Genomic DNA, 18278 nt, shown 5'->3' on the forward strand with positions numbered 1-18278 from the left:
ATGCGCCTTGGCAACCTGCTCCAGCTCGGAATCAAGGAATTGCGCGGACTGGCACGCGACCCGGTGTTGCTCGTGCTCATCGCCTATTCCTTTACGTTCGCGGTGTATGAGGGTGCCAACACGCTGCCGGAGACGCTGAACCACGCCGCAATCGCCGTCGTCGACGAGGACCATTCGCCGATCTCGACGCGCATCGCGATGGCATTCACCGCTCCGTACTTCTCTACACCTCGGATGATCTCGCAATACGAGATGGACCGACGGATGGATGCCGGCCTCGACACGTTTGCCCTCGACATCCCGCCGGACTTCCAGCGCGACCTCCTGGCGCGGAAGGCGCCGTCAATCCAGCTCAACGTCGACGCGACGCGCATCTCGCAAGCCTTCAACGGCGGCGGCTATGTCGAGCAGATCGTCGGCGCCGAGATCGCGGAATTTCTGGCGCGAAACCGCCAGGCTCAGGCACCGCAGATCGACCTCGCGCTGCGCGCCCGTTTCAATCCGGAGCTGAAGAGATCCTGGTTTGGCGCGGTCGACCACCTCATCATGTCGATCACCATGCTCTCGATCATCCTGACGGGCGCGGCGCTGATCCGCGAGCGCGAGCACGGCACGATCGAGCATTTGCTGGTGATGCCGGTCACGCCGCTCGAAATCATGGTCAGCAAGGTGTGGTCGATGGGAGCCGTGGTGCTCGCGGCCTCCGCGCTGTCGATCGCCTTGGTGATCAAGGGATGGCTGGCGGTCATGATCGAGGGCTCGGTCGCACTGTTCCTGCTCGGCGCGGCGCTGCATCTGTTCGCCACCACCAGCATGGGCATCTTCCTCGCCACCGTCACCGGCTCCATGCCGCAGTTCGGGTTGCTCCTGATGATGACCCTGCTGCCGCTGCAGACCCTGTCGGGCAGCATGACGCCGCGCGAGAGCATGCCGCTCTTCGTTCAGGACATCATGCTGGCGGCGCCCAACACGCATTTCGTAATGCTGGCGCAGGCGATCCTGTTCCGCGGCGCGGGCCTCGAGGTCGTGTGGCCGCAGCTCGCCGCGCTCGCCGTGATCGGCGGCGTCTTCTTCGTCATCGCGCTGCGCCGGTTTCGCGCGTTTCTGGCCTAGGACAACAGGCCCCGGCCGACGCCGCAGCATCTTCCGTTGCGGTCCCCGCGTCCTCGTCGTCCGTCACCTTCACGAACAGGTCGGGGACGCGCTTGACGCGATCGAGCAGCCAGGCCGCACCGGTCATGATGACGATGCCGGCGAGAGAGACGGCGAGTTGCTCCCACACGCCTTCCGAATATTGCGTCAGGATCCAGTGCGCGGAGAACGACAGGAAGACGCCCAGGCAGAAGATCGGCAGCGAGTGCTGCCCGCACAGGATGACGGGGCGCAGCCAGACCGAATGGAGTGCCGGCCATTTGCGCGAGACGCAGCAGGTCACCAGGATCGCCAGCGCGAGGAAATGGCTGAAGCGCAGCAGGTCGAGGTTGGACTTGTCGATCGGGTAGATCGCCTTGATCATCCATTTCGGGACGAAGGCTTCGAGCGCGTGGAAGTGCCAGGTCATCACGATGAGAAAGGCGAAGACGACCCACGCCGCCGCCAATGCCATCGCCGTCCTCGACCAGACCCATCTGCCGATCTTGTCGATCTGTCCGATGCCGCACCAGGCGGCGAAGATGAAGATCAGCTGCCAGCACAACGGGTTGAAGTACCAAGTCGTGCCCGGCGGATAGGAGGCGATGTTCCAGTCGAACCAGCGCGCCAGCCCAAAGAGCACGACGGAGCCGGCGAGCGTCAGGTTCGGCCGGCGCACAAGGCACCAGACGATGAAGGGCGAGGCGAACACCAGCGTGATGTAGAGCGGCAGCACGTCCAGATTGACCGGCTTGTATTTCAGCAGGATGGCCTGCTCGATCAGCTCGTCCGGATGCGCCAGGAAGTTGAACACGTTGAACTCATGCGCATACATCGGATTGTCGAAGCGGCGCGCCGTACGCGCGACCTGCGCGGTGAACAGCAGGAACAGCATGATGTGCGCGACATACAGCGACAGAGCGCGACGCCAGAGCCGCTTGAGCGCGGCGAGGAAGTAACCGCCGGCGATGACCGGCCCGTAGAGCCAGCCGACCAGATAGCCGGAGATGAAGACGAAAACCTCGGCAGCGTCGCTGAAGCCGTAGTCGCGCAGCGTGAGCCAGGCCACGACCTCGTGCGGGATGTGATCGAGGAAGATCATCCACAGGCCGATGCCGCGGAACAGATCGAGCCGAAGATCGCGCTCGATCGGCGACATCAGAGCTTGCTGGTCCCGTGTGATCATGGCCCCGCCTCTCCAGCCGGGCGCCGCGCCATGGCAAACATCTCGATCAAAAAGTCATCTGGTCCCCGGGGCTGGTGTCAACGGTAGCCGAGCTTGGCCTTCATGCAAGGGACTTGTCATTGGCGAACGGGGCACCGCTGGGCGATTCTGCGCTCCGACCTCGAGCGGCGCCGATTCAAAAACTCGAAAACAACCCCATGCACAGTAGCGAGGGCCGCCTAAGCGCTTGCTTTGACTACGAAACTCAAATGACCCGTCGGGCAGGAAAACCGGCGAAACGGTATGATCGCACGGGCAACGACGAGCAACGGTCAGGCGGGCCGGTCGTCCCGGGCGAGCATCCCGGCCAGCATCGCTTCGGCCCTCTGCTGGAGCGGCTTGGCGCCGCTTTCGGAGGCGATCGCGATCGCCGCGCGCAGGGACGCCAGGACGGCGGCCTTGTTCGCCTCGGAGGCGGCGGGCGTCACGACGGCTTCGCCGAACAGGGCCTCGGCCTCGAGGCCGGAAAACCCCTGCTGGCGGGCGGTGTTGCGCGCCTCGCGCAGCATGTTCTGCGCCGCCTGCCCATCGCCGAGACGCCAAATCGCGAGCGCCAGGTAGATCGAGCCGCGCAGCACGGCCGAGGTATAGCCGACCGCCCTCGCCTCCTCGCGCGCCTCGGTCAACATGCCGCGCGCCCGGTCGAACAGCCCCTGCTCCAGGTAAGCCATGCCGAGATGGCAGGCGAGCACCGGCACGAACAGGCGGATGCCGTGCTTCTGCGCCAGCACGAAGCCGTCCTCGAGAATGGTGGCGGCAGCAGTGGGATCGTTCTGACCGAGCTTCAGCCAGCCGCCGCTATAGGCGGCGGCGACGCGATCATAGGGTCGGCCCGTCTCCTCGGCGATCGCCTCGGCCTGTTGCTGGAGCTGCCCGGCGGCGGCGAACTCGCCCATGACGGTGTGGGTGATGCTGTTCATCATGCAGCAGAGGAGGAGGAGGTATTGCGGAGTCGTTCCGATGGGCGCATGGGCTTCCGGGTCGAGCAACCGGGCGCGGACCGCAGCCAACAGTTTTTCGGCGCTATGATAACGGCCGGCGACAAAATATGCCTGCCCGAGACCATATTGCGCCAGATTGCTCCAGCCTTGATTGCCCCAGTCCGCCGCCAGGCGCACGACGGCCTCGCCGATAGCGACGGCCTCGCTCGGCGTTCCGTAGAAATTCTGCGCACTCGCTCTCACCGTCATGGCCGCGACTTTACGCTCGACGTCATTGATTGCGTCGGCCCGTTCCTCAGCTTCATTTCCGAGTTCCAACGCCCGAGCAACTGAACCAGACCACATGAAGGCCATCCGCGCCTCCATCCGGAGATCAACCGCGTCCGCCTCGCGCGACCGAGTTATTGGAGTTTTGTCGAGCGAGTTCATCGCGATTTCAAAGTAGTCGGCGGCATCCGCATAAGCCGAGCGCACCAGACATTTTCGTGCCGCGGCTCTCCCATAGCTAGACGCCTTCTGCCAATTCTTCGCTCGTGTCGCGTGATAGCAGAGCCTCTCGGGAGCATCGCGCCATGCTTCGTCGTTCTCGAATGCGGCCACGACGCGAGCATGTAAATTCTCGCGCACCTTTTCGACCATCGAGTCGTAGGTCACCTGGCGAACCATCTCATGCCGAAACTCGAGAGCGTCCTCCACCTCGCTGTCAATCCTGACCAGCAGTTCGGCGCGATCGAGAGTAGAAAGGCAATTCTGCAACGCCTCTTCAGGCAGCCCGGCGACCTTCCGCAGCATCGCTTCGCTCGATCGCTGACCTAGCGTTGCGGCGATCTGGAGAATGGAACGCTCCTGCTTCGACACGCGATCAAGCCGTGCCGCGATCACGCCTTGGATGCTGGCGGGGATACCGAGTTCATCAATGGGGCGCACGAGAGCAAGATCACCCCACTGACCGCGAAGCGTCCCACTATCCTTCAGCCCACGGCAAACCTCTTCGATGAAAAGGGGGACATTGGACGTATGAGAAATGATCCGATGCTTGAGGTCGGCATTCGTCTCGGAAGGACCGAGCATGTCCGCCAGCATTGCCAATCCAGAATCATCGTCGAGAGGCCGCATCGCGACGACTTCCGCGTGACAACTGGCGACCCAAACCGGCATGCCATCCGGCCGCGTGGTGAGAAGCACCAAAAGGCCTCGCGCTCGTAACGAAGCGATCATGGCCACGACCGTGTCGCTCGCTCGATCGATCCAGTGCAAGTCCTCGATCAAAAGCACCGTGCGCTGGCGATGGGCCATACCTTCGATGATTGCGCAGCTCGCATCGGAAATCGCGCGTCTTCGAGCATCGGGCTCCAGGTCGTTCCACTGCGGATCGGATATGGGCAAATCGAGCACCGCATCGAGCGCGCACCGCTGAATCGCGGGCAGGTCCTTACGAGGATCGGCGGGATCATCGGGATCCTTTGCGGCCGCCTCCAGGATCGGAAGCAACACGCGCTTGAGCGTGCTGAACGGCGCTCCCTGAAGGTTTGGGCTGCACTCGGCGGCGACAAGGCTCCAGCCCTCGGCCCGCAGCCCCTGCGCGAACTCATGCGCGAGCCGGGACTTTCCGATTCCAGCATCGCCCAACAGCAGAACCGTCTGGCGGATCTCGCTCGTTCCTTCGGCCGCACGCGCCAGCAGGGCGCGCTCCGTGGTGCGGTCGACGAACCGGGAGATGCTCCGCGCCCGTCGGACCCGCCAGCTCGACAGGTCACTCGCGCCCATAATCCTGTAGACCGGCAGGGGCTCATTGAAGCCGCGCAGCGTCTTGGACCCTAAAAACTCAAAACGGACGTGCCCATCCGCAAGGCTCTGGCAGGCTTCGGACACGTAGATCTGATTCGCCTCGGCAGCCGACTCCAGCCGCGCGGCCAAGTGCTGCGCAGCACCACCAATCTCGTAAACCTTGGAGAACTCGCTTGCGACCATGTAGGCGACGACGTGGCCGGAATGCAGGCCAACACGCACCTGAAGTCCGGGATCGCCCAGGCTCGCGACGCGCCGGACGAGTTCGATGGCGGCATGGCAAGCCAGCGGCGCATGGTTATCGTCCGCGATAGGGGCACCGAACACCGCGGCAAGCCCGTCGCCAAGCTCTTTGCTGACGATGCCGCCGAACTGCCGTACCGCGCCCCTCATCGCCGCCAAGGCCGGCTCCAGGCGCAAGACCGCCTCTTCCGGTCCCAACTCGGCAACGAGACCGGTCGAATCGATGACATCGGCGCGGAGGATGGTCACAAACCGCCGCTCATTGTCGGGATCAAGGCGATGCCCGACTGCTGCCCCGCATTTGCGGCACCAGCTATCGCCTGGGTCAATCATCGACTGGCACGCCTGGCAATTCATTCCTGCGTTCTCACCGGGCGCGGAGATGGCGCGCTCAATTAAGCGTAAGATTACCGATCGGGATATCCATGGCAATCAGTCTCGCACAGAACACAACTTATTGGGGTAGCTCTCTGGACGCGACGCTTTCTTGGATGGTAGCGTCTAAGAGCAGGCACTAGGCGGCCGATACGCTTTGATACCTGGGCCACGAGCCCAGCAATTTCGATTGGGGAAAAGACGATGAGCGGACTGGCATATAGCGGCAAGGCATTTCGAGACTTGATGAACGCCAATTACTATCCCCTGGCGAACATGAAGAAGAGCGTCGCCAAGCTCAAGGCGTCGGACGACATCGATCTGCCGACCCTGGAATACGGCCAGTACCACCTGATCCTGACCCCACCCTCGAAATGGCCACAGGGAAGCGCCAAGTACTGGCACAAGGAAAAGGGCCGGGCGCGCGTCGATCTCAGCACCCAGCCGAACACCGTCCCCCTTTCCAGGGACGAGCCGGGCGTCATCCCGCTGACGCGATGCGACCTGCTCGACGCCTGCGTCCGGAAGTGCTTCAACTCCGAGCCGCCGATCCCGATGAAGACGAAGATCATCACCCACGCGGCCAGCGACGCCTACGCCCACCGGCACGAGATCCGGCTCGAGTGGGAGTACAAGAAGGGCTCGGACACGCCGACACTGCTCAATCTGACGATGGTCTGTCCGCACAGATCCTGAACACCATCCGAGCCCCAGGGGCGGATGCTCCGATGGAGACGCCCGCCCGCCAAGCGAAAGAAGACAGTCCGTTGCCGCCGACCGCGCAGGCAGCTGCGAACAAGCTGCTCGACGGACCGGTCCTGCACACGCTGCTCTCGCTGGCCTGGCCGAATGCCATCGCATTCTCGGCCGGGACGCTGGTCGCGATCGCGGAGACATCCTACATCGGACAACTGGGCGTCGAATCGCTGGCGGCGATGGCGCTGGTGTTTCCCTGCGTGATGCTCACCATGAGCGTTTCGGGGGCTGCCATGGGTGGGGGCGTATCTTCAGCTATTGCGCGCGCGCTCGGCGCAGGTGACCGCGATCGCGCCGAGAGCCTTGCCACACACGCGCTTCTGATCGCGATCTTCTTTGGCCTCGTCTTCATGCTGGGCATGCAGATCGGCGGCAGGCAATTACTGCAGCTGCTCGGCGGCAGGGGCGACGTGTTGGCGCAGGCAATCGCTTACAGCGAGATCTATTTCGGCGGAGCGGTGCTGACCTGGCTGGTCAATATTCTGGCCAGCATCCTGCGCGGCACCGGCAACATGAAACTGCCGTCGATGATGATCGTGAACTCCGCGATTTGCCAGACCATCCTCGGCGGGACGCTCGGTCTCGGCCTCGGGCCCGTGCCGCAGTTCGGCATGCCGGGAGTCGCTACCGGTTCTTTGATCGCTTATTCGATCAATATCGCGATCATGGCCTGGTATCTGTTCTCGGGCCGGAGCCGTATCGCTCCCCGGTTGCGCGGGTTTCGCATGCAATGGCCCCTGTTTGTCGACATCCTCAAGGTCGGCATGGTCGCCTGCCTCTCCCCGCTGCAAAATACGCTGACCAACCTCATCTTCACCCATATGCTGGCCGTGTTCGGCACCGCGGTTCTCGCCGCCTATGGCATCGGGGCACGGCTCGAATACGTGCTCGCGACCATTGCCTTCTCCGTAGGCATCGGCTCGGTACCGATGATCGGGGTAGCGGTCGGCGCGGGGCGCATCCCGCGGGCCCGCCGTGTCGCCTGGACGACCGGCCTTGTCGCGCTCGTTGTGGTCGGAGGGCTCGCAAGCGCGGTCGCGCTCTTCCCGGATCCGTGGGTTAGCCTCTTTACCGACAATGCCGAAGCGCACGCCGCCAGCCGGCAATATCTCCGGACCGTCGCCCCGTTCTACGCCTTCATCGGGCTCGCCTCGGCGATGTACTTCTCGTCGCAGGGTGCTGGTAACGTGCTCGGTCCCGTGCTGGCGCAAACGGCGCGCCTGCTCTTCATCATCCTTGGCGGCTGGTATCTGACATCGCAGGCGGCAACAGCCGAGAGCTTCTTCATGCTGACGGCCGCGTCGATGATATTGCTCGGCCTTCTCTCTTGTGTAGCAGTTGCGTTGACTCGCTGGGGGCCGCGCATGACCGGCGCAAAGGGCTCGCTGAGCTTGGCGAATGCGGCGGACAAATAGCAGCGCAAGGTCACACCACGACGCTCTCAGGTTGCTTTCGTTGACGCCGCATCTGCACGAATGATAGCGTTCGCAGCGTAAGACTTGGGGCACAAGCGTGGTTCATCATGGGTCACGCTGCTTTGGAATGTCTCGCCGGCACGCGTGCCAGTGCTCAGGCGAAGATCGGGAGTGATCGATGGGCGGAATTTACGACGACCAGAACTACAAGAACCTGATGAACGCCAACTACTACCCGCTCGAGAACATGAAGAAGAGCGTGGCGAGACTCAAAGCCTCCAAGCAGATCGACATCGAGACGATGGAATACGGCCAGTATCAGCCGATCCTGTCGCCGCTCGAGACGTGGCCGAACGGCAGCGGCAAGGTGTGGTTCAAGGCGCTCGGCCATGCCCGGCTTCAGCTCACCGCGCAGCCCAACACCACGCCGCTGTCGAACGACGAGCGCGTCGTGGTGCCGCCGACCAAATGCGCGCTGCTGGATGCCTCCATCCGCAAATGCTTCAACTCGGAGCCGCCGATTCCGATGAAGGCCGACATCACGCAGCATCAGCAGGACGACGTCAATTCCGACCAGCACGAGATTCGTCTGGTCTGGGAATACGGCAACGGCGAAGACCAGGCGCCGACGCTGCTCAACCTGACCATGGTCTGCCCTTACGCGACCAGGTCGCGGAAGGCGGATGCCTCGGCAGAGGCTCGGCAGGAGCACTCTGCCAAGTAAGCTGCGCCACGGCGGCAGCCGGCCCGCGGCTCTTGCTGGTCCGCTCGGAGACCGTCCCACAACAAAAATGGCCCGCATCGCGCGGGCCATTTTCGTCTCGGATCCGGTCAAATCCGAATTTTGGCGCGGGGATAGGATTTGAACCTACGGCCATGAGCAGGCGGACACCCCGTCTAATCAACTGACAATCAATATGATCCCATCTGAAAATACTCGTATGCCGCCGGAGGCGTGGTGCCCCCTGGCCCGACATGGCGGGTGAACGCGGTGAACGCGCTCGCTGCGCGATCGGAGACACGTTCGGCAACGCCAGCGTCGCTTGCCCGAAGTACCGTGGCTATTGCGCGGCGCCGAGAAAGTCGACGAGGCTGAAGGGCGCCCGCTCACCCAGGCAAAGGTCCAGGACCCGGTGCGCGTCCACGGCAGCGGCCTCGCTGCGCGAGAACATCACCGCCTCATAGGCGGCCAGCGCGCCCTCGATGTCTCCAGCCCGAGCGGCTATGGCCTCGCCAAGCTCGGCCCCGTCGAGCATCGCCAGGTTTGCGCCGTCGCCGGCCGGCGGCGACAGATGCGCGGCATCGCCGAGCAGCGTCGCGCCAGGCGTGCGATTCCATCGGTGACCAACTGGCAGCGCATTGACCGTTCGCAGGACCAGCCCCGTGTCGCTACCTGTGATCAATGTGGTGAGAGTCGATGTCCACCCGTCGAATTCGGCTGCTATCCGGGCTTTCGCGATCGCTGTGTCGTTGAAGTCGATTTCTGCAAACCACGCCGCAGGTCGCATCAGTTGAACGTAGGTGTGAAGCGCGCCTGCCGGCTCCCGGTGCGCGGTGATCCCCTTGCCCGGTTCGAGCGCGAACATTCCGCCGGCTCCGACCGCCACAGCCGTTGCGGGGAATCGCCGATCAGCGTCGTGCAGGTAGGCCTCGACGAAGGACACGCCGACATAGGCAGGCTCCGCGTCTGACAACAGCGGGCGTACTTTCGACCAGGCGCCGTCGGCGCCGACAAGCAATTCGGTCTCTGCAGCCGAACCATCGGTGAAGGTCAGCTCGTGACGACCGGCGCCACAGGGCGTGGCTCCGACCAGTTTCCGCCCCCACTGGATCGTCCCGGCAGGCAAGGAGTCGATGAGGATGCGCCGCAGCTCGCCCCGAAGCACCTCAGGACGCCTGCCATCTCCGGGCTGGTCGAGCAGCACGTTGCCGTTTCGGTCGAGCGCGCGCGTCGCGTCGCCGCCCTCGTGAACGATCGCGCGAAACGGGTCTGTCAGGCCGGCCGCAGCGAGCGCGCGCTGACCGTCGTGTTCGTGAACATCGAGCTGGCCGCCTTGAGCGCGCGCGCTCTCGGAGGGCTCTGCTTCATAGATCGTGGCAGCGATGCCGTGGACGTGGAGTACACGGGCGAGGGTCAGGCCGCCCAAGCCTGCACCAACAATAGTAACGGAGGCGGTCATGGTGGTCCCTCGAGAGGATTGGAACAGTGTTCCATATAACATGGATTGGAACGACGTTCCAGGTATGCCATGGTGGCGCATGTCAAAACGGGCCCACCGGTCGGCGCGGCGCGCGGACGCCCTCTCCAAGGCGCGGATTGTTGAGGCGGCGATCGAGATTCTCGATGCGCGCGGGGAGGCCGCTCTGACATTCCGGGCGCTGGCGACACACTTGGCGACGGGCAGCGGGGCGATCTACTGGCATATCGCCGACAGGAACGGCCTCCTTGGCGCCGCGACGGGCGATGTTCTCGCCCGCGCCCTGGCGAAAGTGGCCAAGGAAAAGGAGCCAAGGGTCGCGATCCGCGCCATCGCGCTCGCGGCATTCGATGCGATTGACGCTCACCCCTGGGCAGGCGCTCACCTTTCCCGCGAACCATGGCATGCCGCGGTTGGAGAGATCTTCGAACGCATCGGCGAATGGCTCCAGCCGCTTGGCGTCCCTGTGCATGCACAATTCGACTGCGCCTCAGCGCTGACGAACTACATCCTCGGTGTGGCCGGCCAGAACGCGGCCAACGCCCGCACGCTTCCGCGCGGAACGGATCGCAAGGCCTGGCTGAAGGGCATAGCCAGCGGCTGGATTCAGGATGATCCCGAATCGCGTCCATTTCTTCGGCGGGTGGCGGCACAGCTGAGCGAGCATGACGATCGGCAACAGTTCGTCGCCGGCGTCGACTTCATCCTGGCGGGCGCCTGCGTCAAGCGAAACGCCTGCAGCGCAATGCGATCAAGATGAAACGCCATCGCGCTGCAGGTTGTTGTTTGAGCCTGATCTTTCGGAAATCCGCTGCACACCTTTCCGGATCATGCTCGAGGCGGGGCGGCGCTCAAGCTTCCGCGGTTTGCAGCTGACATGTCCGGCCTTCCGCCATGCACCGCCGAGGCCAAAGATATCAGGCTTCCTGAGCGCCTTCTTTTTCCCGATGCTGCACGAGCCGGCACTTTGCCGGCCCGCGCTCCTGCTGGTCCGCTCGGAGACCGCCCCCAAAACAAAAATGGCCCGCGCGATGCGGGCCATTTTCGTATCGGATCCGGTCAAATCCGAATTTGGTTGCGGGGATAGGATTTGAACCTATGACCTTCAGGTTATGAGACAGGAAAGCACTCGGATAAATTACTGATATAATTATATAATCATGGAGTAAAAATAATTCTGTGCTAGAATTTGTGCTAATCAAACGCAGATTCCACCAAAGCGGCAGTTTCATACGGTTGTTCTGCCGCCATCTCGTGACGTCCGCTGTGGACGCGGGCGACGAAGATAAGCTACGCGCGGCGCGGCTCTCGTGGAGATCGATTTTCAGCCCAGAGGCATAACGATCTGCTGGTCCCGGCCACCAGTCATCCCGGCGCGCACCGCCGCGACCGCTTCTTCCGGCGATCGGGCTACGACGGACCAATGCCAATAGATGGGCTGGGCGGGATTCATCTGATTGACCTGAGGCGAGGTCTCCCTGACGGTAAAGCGGACAAGGCTGTCAGCATCGCTCATGGCGGTCTCTCCATTTAGGAATGGTAGTCGACCCAACGCAACAAGCACAACGTCACAAACATGGTTGTCTCAGGTCGGAATGCAAGGCTACGCTTGCAAATCGGGACGACGTGCACGCACAAGCAAGCAGACGCCATCGGTGGTGTCGACGAATTGAACCGACGACTGCCGCCGGCTTGGCACGAGGAAGGCAGTTCCGAATACCTAATAACTCTCAGTTCCCGATCCCGAGCAGCGTTTCAAAATTTGCGTAGCAAGGTCCGGAACCGAAGCAGCATCAAGATGCTCTCTTGCCATAGCCATCAAGAGAAGCTCGTCCGGAATGAGATGATCATATTTTTCCCGCTGCAACTTTGCGGCGTGCTTAGCCAACTCCATTCCGTCGGGCGCAGCCGACGTCGCGATTTCGCGTAATACCTCCAATACATCTGTCGTATTGCAATTTGCGACCTCGATCACGTGACCACTCGCACTCGCCTCAAAACCGCGACTCATTAGAGCCAAGGCAAACGTATCGAGCTTGACCGAGCCGACCCACGGAAAGACGAAGCAGCCACTTCCATTCTGCGAGATCGATCGTTGATCCAAGCCAGCTTCTCGAAATGCCGAGCGACCTTCCTTAAGAAGCTCCCGTGCGATCGTATCCAGGTGTGCCGGCACAGTTGTTCCGACGAGGATCGACCACATTGTTTCCGCGACCTTGTCGTGTACTCCCGCGAAGCCACCGCCAAATCGAGGCGGAATGGCAGCATCGCTCGCTTTGACCTCCAATACGCGAGATCTTGTGTCTACCGAGAGTATCTTCCATCTGCGTCCTCCGAAGATGATCGTTTGCCCAGGCACCAATGTCTGGTCGATTGGAATCGTGCCAATGGTTTTTCCTTCGGCTATGACGCGAAATTCCTCGGTCGTCGCAAAGACGGCATAGAAGTCGTGACCTGCCACTATGCGGTCGCCGCCCTTTCCAAGCATCAATGTCTTGTCAGAGCCCATTTCAAGAAGGGGATACTCCGCTGTTGCCATCGCTTTAAGCAACCGCGCGTAAAGGGCATCATCAACAGATCGGAACGGCCCGCGTTCGCACAGCACCTTCCAAGCCGACGTCGGCTTCACTGCGCCGAATTGGCAGATCAACGCAAGTGTCTGCTGCAAGAGGGTGGACAGATGCAATCCTGACGCTCGCGGAGGCTCGCACCATTTTGCTATCAGCAATTCAACCATCGCGACGGCCTGCACGAGATCGAGCCGAAGTCTGTCCGATGGGTGAAGTCCCGGGCCATATTCCTCTTCCGGGATATAGATCCGCAATATCGCCGGCTTGCCGGCACGGCGACCAGATCTACCGAGACGTTGGCGCAACGACGCGACGGACCAGCCCGGGCCTACCTGAGCGACGCTCTCGACCTCGCCGATATCGATACCAAGCTCCAGGGTCGAAGTCGCCACCGCAGTCGTTGGCCTCGGATCGTCACGCAACCTCTGTTCGACCTGTTCGCGCTCGGCTTTCGAGAGGTTTCCATGATGGGCGAAGAACTCGTTGGGAATACGCTGGTCGTCGCAAGATTCACGGAGCCGGTCTGTGAAGAGCTCAACGTTTCTGCGCGAACCGCCAAACAGGAGGTTGCGCTTTCCGCGCAGCGCGCTGAACATGTGTTGGACCATTTCTTCATCGGCTACCGGCGCGGCCGGAGTGTTTTCAGCTCGTTCGACCGGTGGACGCCGATGACGATAACCCCGAATCTGTAGAAGAATGTCCTGCGTTCCCTCGCGGCTCTCAACGATTTCGACAGTCTGCCCGGCGCCAGGCCTTAACTCTTCGGCAGCCAAGCTCATGTCGCCCAACGTCGCGGACAAACCGATCCGGTCTATTCTTTCGCGACGTGTGGCAACCTCGATTCGATTTAGAACCGACTGTAGCTGACGCCCTCGCTCAGAGCCGATGAAAGCATGAAGCTCGTCGATCACAAAGGCATCCAAACGCCCGAACAGCCGTTCAACCTGACGACCGCGACGGACCAGCGTTGCTTCCAGCGATTCCGGGGTGATCAAGACGATTCCCGCCGGCCTTTCGATGGCGCGCTTGCGGGCGTCAGCAGAAACGTCGCCGTGCCAACGATGGATAGGAATCTGGCAGGTGGTGAGAAGCCCCTCAAGCCTTCGGAACTGATCATTGATCAGGGCCTTCAAGGGGCTGACATAGACGACAGAAAAACCATCCGATGCGCTCGCCCCGCGCGCCTGTATTCTAGAAATCAGAGGGAGGAACGCAGCTTCTGTCTTACCGGCCGCGGTTCGTGCGGCGAGGATGACGTCGCCACCATCCATGATCGCCGGAATAGCGCGCTCCTGCACATCCCGCAATTCCGTCCATCCCTGCGTCCAGACCCAGCGCTTGACAGGGTCGGCGAGGCGATCGAACTGCGAGGAGGTACTAGAGGTCACAATTGCAGCCGGCTCAGCTCGTTGTCCGGCGCATCAAGCGGACCCTCGGGATCCAGTGCGTCGGCTGAAGCTCCGTGGTCCTCCGGAATGTCACTGGCCCCGATCAAGGAGCGCCAATCGGCGCTAGGGTTCTGCTCAAGAACGGAAAGAAGATCGACGAACGCCTTCACGCTGTTACGCGGTGTACGGAAGTAATTGTCCCCTAGTCGTTCCCGGCAATGAGCGGAAAACGCCTCGAGCGCTTCGTCCGGAACGAGGAACTTATCCGGATGCCCCCCAGCAAAGACGTTTCGAAGCCGCTCGAATAGGACCAACAGCTCGTCTGGGGTGAGGTTTTGCAACTTGATGACTGGCCCCGAATAATCGGCAAGGCCGTCTTTCGCGAAGCTATTCTCCGCGAGCCGCGATTGAAGCGCACCATCAGAATACAATCCGCGACGCGTATCCAACAAGAAGTCGGGAGTTCCGCCCAGCGCAAACCCTATTCCCTCAGCCGACCCCTGAAGCACATCGTTGATTATACGTAGAATCTGATCGTAATTGAGTTTGCGGGACTGCGCGCTTTGAAGCTTATAGAGCGTGACAAGTTCGTCGAGGCAGACAAAGAGCCCCGCGTAACCGGCATGGCGGACGAAGCGCGAGACCAGCTTTAAATGATCGTACACTCCGGCATCGTCAACGATCGTTCTTACATCCAGTTCCTGTCGCGCGGCTGTCTTGTTGGCATACTCTCCCCTTAGCCAACGAAGCGCCGCTGCCTGCATTTCGTCCGAGCCTTCTTCATATCCGCGGGCGTAGGTGCTCACGACGGCCGCAAAATCGTAGCCGCCGGCCATCTGCCGCACGTCATCCAGCTTGGACTTTATTTCGTCTGCCGTAGAGATGCCCTTCGTCTTTGCGTCCTCCGCGGCTTTCCCAACGAACCTCTCAAGAATATTGCGCAAGGCGCCACCGTCTGGCGATGTCCGCGTAGCTGTGCTCTGTGCAAGTTCGGCATATAACGCACGAGCATGCCCCGTCGTTGAGTGCAGACGCTTGTCGGGCGAGAGTTCGGCCTGCATCACCACGAGGTTCTTGGCGACGGCCAATTGCCTCAGCAAGAACAGAAAGAAGGTCTTGCCCGCACCATATTCTCCGATGACGAATCGCAGCGAACCGCCCCCCGACGCGACGCGCTCAAGATCGGAAAGCAGCGTCTCTATCTCGCGCTTGCGCCCTACCTGAATGTGCTGAAGCCCAATGCGCGGCACGACGCCCGAACGGAGCGCATTGAGGATCGTTTCCCGATCCCTCGGTTTGATGGTCGGCTGTTTCGTCATTCAGCGGCCTCGGAGAAATGACCTGAAAGAATATCGCCATTGACCACGATCGGGTCGCCGTCTTCCAGCAGACATTCGTCGTATTCCTCGAAGCTCCAGGAATTTATGTTCTCAAGCGCGGCACCCGGCATGAGCCCGTGTTCGCGGGCAAGCCGTTCGAATTCGCCGCGGGGCCAATGTTGCCGTTCCAACAGGATACGCAGGAGACCGCCGAGACGCGGCTCAAGACCACGAGAGTCGCTCGGAGATGTAGTCTCCTCCGGCTCCTTCTCCTCCGTATCGAATACGCCAGCGAGCAGGGCAGCCGCGGCTTCAGTTTCTGCTCGAATCGCGGCCCTTCGATCGACCGGTGCCGAGCCTGATTTACGGGGCGGGTGGGCCTCAGTGCCAGGCTTTGCGCCCGAGACCGTTGGAGCAGGCGGGATCGCATAACCCAGGGACGGCCCATCGCCAGCCAAACGAACTGGTTCGTCGTTCTCCTCGTCAACCGTCGCGCGGTGCAGTCCTTGGTAAAGGCGTTCCGGATCTAGATTCAGCTCCCGATAGATGCGTTCAAGTATCGCGACTTCAGTTCGCTCAAGCGTTCCCCCCGCCGATGCGACCGCGACGAGCAGATCGGCGATCTTTGATCGCTCGGCCGCCCCAAGCGATGCGACCTTGCGCCGAACTCCTCCGAGTGCGACGGGATGCAGTTCGAGCCAGCGGAGATCAGCGTGGAGTCTTCGCCGCTCATCGGGTGTCACGTCCCCTGCGTTCTTCACCAGACCTTCAAGCACAACCCTCTCGACATCCTGCAGATGTCCGTCGGCCTTTCCGACCAACATGCCGAGCGCGAGCGTAAGTAACGTGCCTCGATACGCGGCGGAAGGTGCGGCCATGGCCTCGATCGGCCCCGCCGTTTCGAAGAGCAACATTGCGTCGTCAACGGCCACTAACGAAAAATCGGGATCCGGAACAATTCCAAGGCCGAACCTCGCGAGAACTTGCGCGAGCTCGCGGATCTTAGCCGGAGTAATCTTTGGCACCGTTCCAGGCGCCACATTCTCGAATACCTGCCCGACAGATATCGGGTCGAGATTGCGCGCGCGTTCGCGCAGGCAGGCCAGCGGATCCCCCGGTAGTCCTGCGACGGCGGAAGCGCGCTGTGAAGGTGGCAACAAGGAGATCGCGACAAGCGAGGAGGCCTGCTCGGGGGCCTTCACCACATATTTGCCGTAGGCCTCAAGTCGCTCGGTACATTCGTCAAGAATGCGCCTCCCCAACACCAATGCCTCTTCGCATTCTGCCGCATCCGGCAATGATCCGACGGCATCCGTCAAATCGGACACGAAGCTTCCGCTTGCCGCGCGGTAAGAGAATTGCGCCTGGCTCAAGCTGGAACCATCCAACCTTAGCCCCGTCGGGAAACGACGCCGACATTCGTCCGCAAACGACGCACGCAGAAGATCGAAGGAGCGGTGTGCAGACGCCTTCACCTTCGTCGAAGGGTGCGACATCGTGAGCGACAATAGGAGATCTGGCTCGATTGGCAGGCCGTCCCTCAACCTGCGACCCACCGCCACTTTCGTGCTGAGCGGCACGCCACCTTCGGACGAGCTGAATTCCAGTGAAAGATCGCTTCGACGGGCCAAATCGAGCAACTGAATGGCCGCCTGCAATGCCGTGCCGTAACGACGGAAGGATCGGTTGTCGCCGTAAATCGCAAGTAGGCGTTCAAGCTCTTTAGCGATGGCAGGTCGGTCTTCGGCCGATCGTTCGAGAATGGCGCGACGTTCAAGCGCATAGAAGTAAACGAAGACATAGCCGATGTAGGTCCCGGGCGCATTTCGCGAAGACGCCATCCAGTCCAAGAACGCTCGTCTGGATTGGGGATCCATCGACTCGTAGCTCGGCCAATAGTCCATCAGCCGCCCAGCCGTGTCGGCGATTACGCCAACCGGTAGCAAGGGATCGATGAGGCAGTTCTCTGATCCAGTGCCGTTGAGCTTCGCAAGATGGCGGCCGACGTAGGCAGGTCCAGCGATATTCAATCGGCCGACCCGCGCCGACGTTCCAAATGGCACCCACACGGGATTGTCGTCGGCGCGCCGCTTCGGAATCTCTATGATCGGCGTCGTGACAACGGCAGGAGCGTCCCGCGTCAAATCGGGTGGCGGGGCCGGTGGTTCGACAGCGGAGCTCCGTCGGATTGTGGGCTGGACGCGAATTCTCTCGCGCCAGAGCGACAGCCCCTTCACTAGGAACGCCAAGGCAGTAATGATCGTTACTGCGACGATACCGAACGAACTGCTTGGGTTCCCATGTATGGACGGCACTGGCGGGCTTGGTGTCGCAACCATATCGGAAGCAGCGCGCGTCAGCGGCCGCTCCAAGGGCTTTGGATCTGGTCCAGTGCCGATAGCAGAGACAGGTTCGGTTGTTTCCTTCGGCTCCGAAGTCTTCGTTTTCGTCACACCGACCACAATTCTAGAACCATCGGTGCGCGAGATCCACCAAGGAACCGTTGGCGTCATGCTGGTAGGATCTTCGGTATGATTTTCTCGGTCGAGCAGCCTCAGTTGCGGACGTAGGCGCTCCTGATAGGCGAGCCATTCCGCCGATGTCGGCGCGAAGTAGCGTCCCCTGGTGGTACCGGAGATAGGATTGCTGCGACGCGAGGCGCTTGGAGTGCCCACGGTCAGGCTGGGAGGTTTTCTCACCCCTTGATGCGCCGCTCCTGTGGCCGCCGAAGCAACAGGTGGTGTTTGGGCGGAAGCGTACGAGGTCGACAGCATCACGATGACGGTCGCAACCAGTCGCCAGGATCTGTGCACTCCCCACATCAGCGCTCCCCCGAGTCCTGTCCGTATGCCGCCGGTCGGCCCCACCTAGAAGTTGCAAAAAAGTCTACGGCATAGAGAAGGCCGGCGCTAGGCCGTTTTGCTGAGCG

13 protein-coding genes are annotated in these 18278 nt (G+C 61.7%); 5 read left to right on the top strand and 8 right to left on the bottom strand.

Features of this window, described 5'->3' with window-relative positions; all coding sequences use genetic code 11:
• Positions 1-1113: an ABC transporter permease gene (locus UNPF46_RS11775; RefSeq protein WP_142250113.1), complete on the top strand. Its 1113-nt coding sequence runs from the start codon at positions 1-3 to the stop codon at positions 1111-1113.
• Here UNPF46_RS11775 and UNPF46_RS11780 read toward each other — a convergent pair.
• The gene (locus tag UNPF46_RS11780; protein ID WP_142250114.1) at positions 1076-2317 is read right to left on the bottom strand and encodes an OpgC domain-containing protein; all 1242 of its coding nucleotides are present in this window, start codon (positions 2315-2317) and stop codon (positions 1076-1078) included. The two genes, UNPF46_RS11775 and UNPF46_RS11780, sit on opposite strands and share 38 nt — an antisense overlap.
• Positions 2318-2628: 311 nt before the next feature.
• Complete coding sequence (locus UNPF46_RS11785) at positions 2629-5685, bottom strand: ATP-binding protein (protein WP_142250115.1); 3057 nt, start codon at positions 5683-5685, stop codon at positions 2629-2631.
• Between the two features lie 222 nt (positions 5686-5907).
• Between UNPF46_RS11785 and UNPF46_RS11790 the strand changes: the two genes are divergently transcribed.
• The 3 genes from UNPF46_RS11790 (at position 5908) to UNPF46_RS11800 (ending at position 8598) form a co-directional block, all read left to right on the top strand.
• Positions 5908-6399: a hypothetical protein gene (locus UNPF46_RS11790; RefSeq protein WP_100175163.1), complete on the top strand. Its 492-nt coding sequence runs from the start codon at positions 5908-5910 to the stop codon at positions 6397-6399.
• Positions 6400-6431: 32 nt separating this feature from the next.
• A complete protein-coding gene (locus tag UNPF46_RS11795; protein WP_142250116.1) occupies positions 6432-7874 on the top strand; it encodes an MATE family efflux transporter in 1443 nt (480 codons plus the stop codon).
• 178 nt (positions 7875-8052) lie between these two features.
• Complete coding sequence (locus UNPF46_RS11800; protein WP_142250117.1) at positions 8053-8598, top strand: hypothetical protein; 546 nt, start codon at positions 8053-8055, stop codon at positions 8596-8598.
• A 337-nt stretch (positions 8599-8935) separates the two neighbouring features.
• Here the strand turns inward: UNPF46_RS11800 and UNPF46_RS11805 are convergent, their stop codons facing one another.
• The gene (locus UNPF46_RS11805) at positions 8936-10054 is read right to left on the bottom strand and encodes an FAD-dependent oxidoreductase (RefSeq protein ID WP_100175160.1); all 1119 of its coding nucleotides are present in this window, start codon (positions 10052-10054) and stop codon (positions 8936-8938) included.
• 79 nt (positions 10055-10133) lie between these two features.
• Here UNPF46_RS11805 and UNPF46_RS11810 point away from each other — a divergent pair, with 79 nt between their 5' ends.
• Positions 10134-10832 carry a TetR/AcrR family transcriptional regulator gene (locus UNPF46_RS11810; RefSeq protein WP_210248333.1) on the top strand — a complete coding sequence of 233 codons (699 nt, stop codon included), beginning with the start codon at positions 10134-10136 and terminating at the stop codon, positions 10830-10832.
• Here UNPF46_RS11810 and UNPF46_RS11815 read toward each other — a convergent pair.
• The 5 genes from UNPF46_RS11815 to UNPF46_RS11835 form a co-directional block, all read right to left on the bottom strand.
• A complete protein-coding gene (locus tag UNPF46_RS11815; protein ID WP_142250118.1) occupies positions 10824-11114 on the bottom strand; it encodes a hypothetical protein in 291 nt (96 codons plus the stop codon). The genes UNPF46_RS11810 and UNPF46_RS11815 overlap by 9 nt on opposite strands.
• A gap of 282 nt (positions 11115-11396) precedes the next feature.
• Positions 11397-11588: a hypothetical protein gene (locus tag UNPF46_RS11820; protein ID WP_142250119.1), complete on the bottom strand. Its 192-nt coding sequence runs from the start codon at positions 11586-11588 to the stop codon at positions 11397-11399.
• Positions 11589-11792: 204 nt separating this feature from the next.
• Positions 11793-14030, bottom strand: coding sequence for a DEAD/DEAH box helicase (locus tag UNPF46_RS11825; protein WP_142250120.1), 2238 nt, complete (start codon positions 14028-14030; stop codon positions 11793-11795).
• On the bottom strand, positions 14027-15349 hold the full coding sequence (locus UNPF46_RS11830) for an ATP-binding protein (protein WP_142250121.1): 1323 nt from the start codon (positions 15347-15349) through the stop codon (positions 14027-14029). The genes UNPF46_RS11825 and UNPF46_RS11830 overlap by 4 nt, the downstream gene beginning before the upstream one ends.
• Positions 15346-18048 (bottom strand): tellurite resistance TerB family protein, encoded by a 2703-nt coding sequence (locus UNPF46_RS11835; protein ID WP_181769893.1) that lies wholly within the window; start codon positions 18046-18048, stop codon positions 15346-15348. Before UNPF46_RS11835 ends, UNPF46_RS11830 begins: the two co-directional genes overlap by 4 nt.
• Positions 18049-18278: the final 230 nt, after the last annotated feature.

The organism is Bradyrhizobium sp. UNPF46 (assembly GCF_006658625.1).
Taxonomy (GTDB): domain Bacteria; phylum Pseudomonadota; class Alphaproteobacteria; order Rhizobiales; family Xanthobacteraceae; genus Bradyrhizobium; species Bradyrhizobium nitroreducens.

Bases quoted from the DNA above. Each gene is read 5' to 3' on its own strand.
- UNPF46_RS11775 (WP_142250113.1), top strand. From the start codon at position 1: ATGCGCCTTGGCAACCTGCTCCAGCTCGGAATCAAGGAATTGCGCGGA.
- UNPF46_RS11780 (WP_142250114.1), bottom strand. From the start codon at position 2,317: ATGATCACACGGGACCAGCAAGCTCTGATGTCGCCGATCGAGCGCGAT.
- UNPF46_RS11785 (WP_142250115.1), bottom strand. From the start codon at position 5,685: ATGAATTGCCAGGCGTGCCAGTCGATGATTGACCCAGGCGATAGCTGG.
- UNPF46_RS11790 (WP_100175163.1), top strand. From the start codon at position 5,908: ATGAGCGGACTGGCATATAGCGGCAAGGCATTTCGAGACTTGATGAAC.
- UNPF46_RS11795 (WP_142250116.1), top strand. From the start codon at position 6,432: ATGGAGACGCCCGCCCGCCAAGCGAAAGAAGACAGTCCGTTGCCGCCG.
- UNPF46_RS11800 (WP_142250117.1), top strand. From the start codon at position 8,053: ATGGGCGGAATTTACGACGACCAGAACTACAAGAACCTGATGAACGCC.
- UNPF46_RS11805 (WP_100175160.1), bottom strand. From the start codon at position 10,054: ATGACCGCCTCCGTTACTATTGTTGGTGCAGGCTTGGGCGGCCTGACC.
- UNPF46_RS11810 (WP_210248333.1), top strand. From the start codon at position 10,134: ATGTCAAAACGGGCCCACCGGTCGGCGCGGCGCGCGGACGCCCTCTCC.
- UNPF46_RS11815 (WP_142250118.1), bottom strand. From the start codon at position 11,114: ATGGCCCGCATCGCGCGGGCCATTTTTGTTTTGGGGGCGGTCTCCGAG.
- UNPF46_RS11820 (WP_142250119.1), bottom strand. From the start codon at position 11,588: ATGAGCGATGCTGACAGCCTTGTCCGCTTTACCGTCAGGGAGACCTCG.
- UNPF46_RS11830 (WP_142250121.1), bottom strand. From the start codon at position 15,349: ATGACGAAACAGCCGACCATCAAACCGAGGGATCGGGAAACGATCCTC.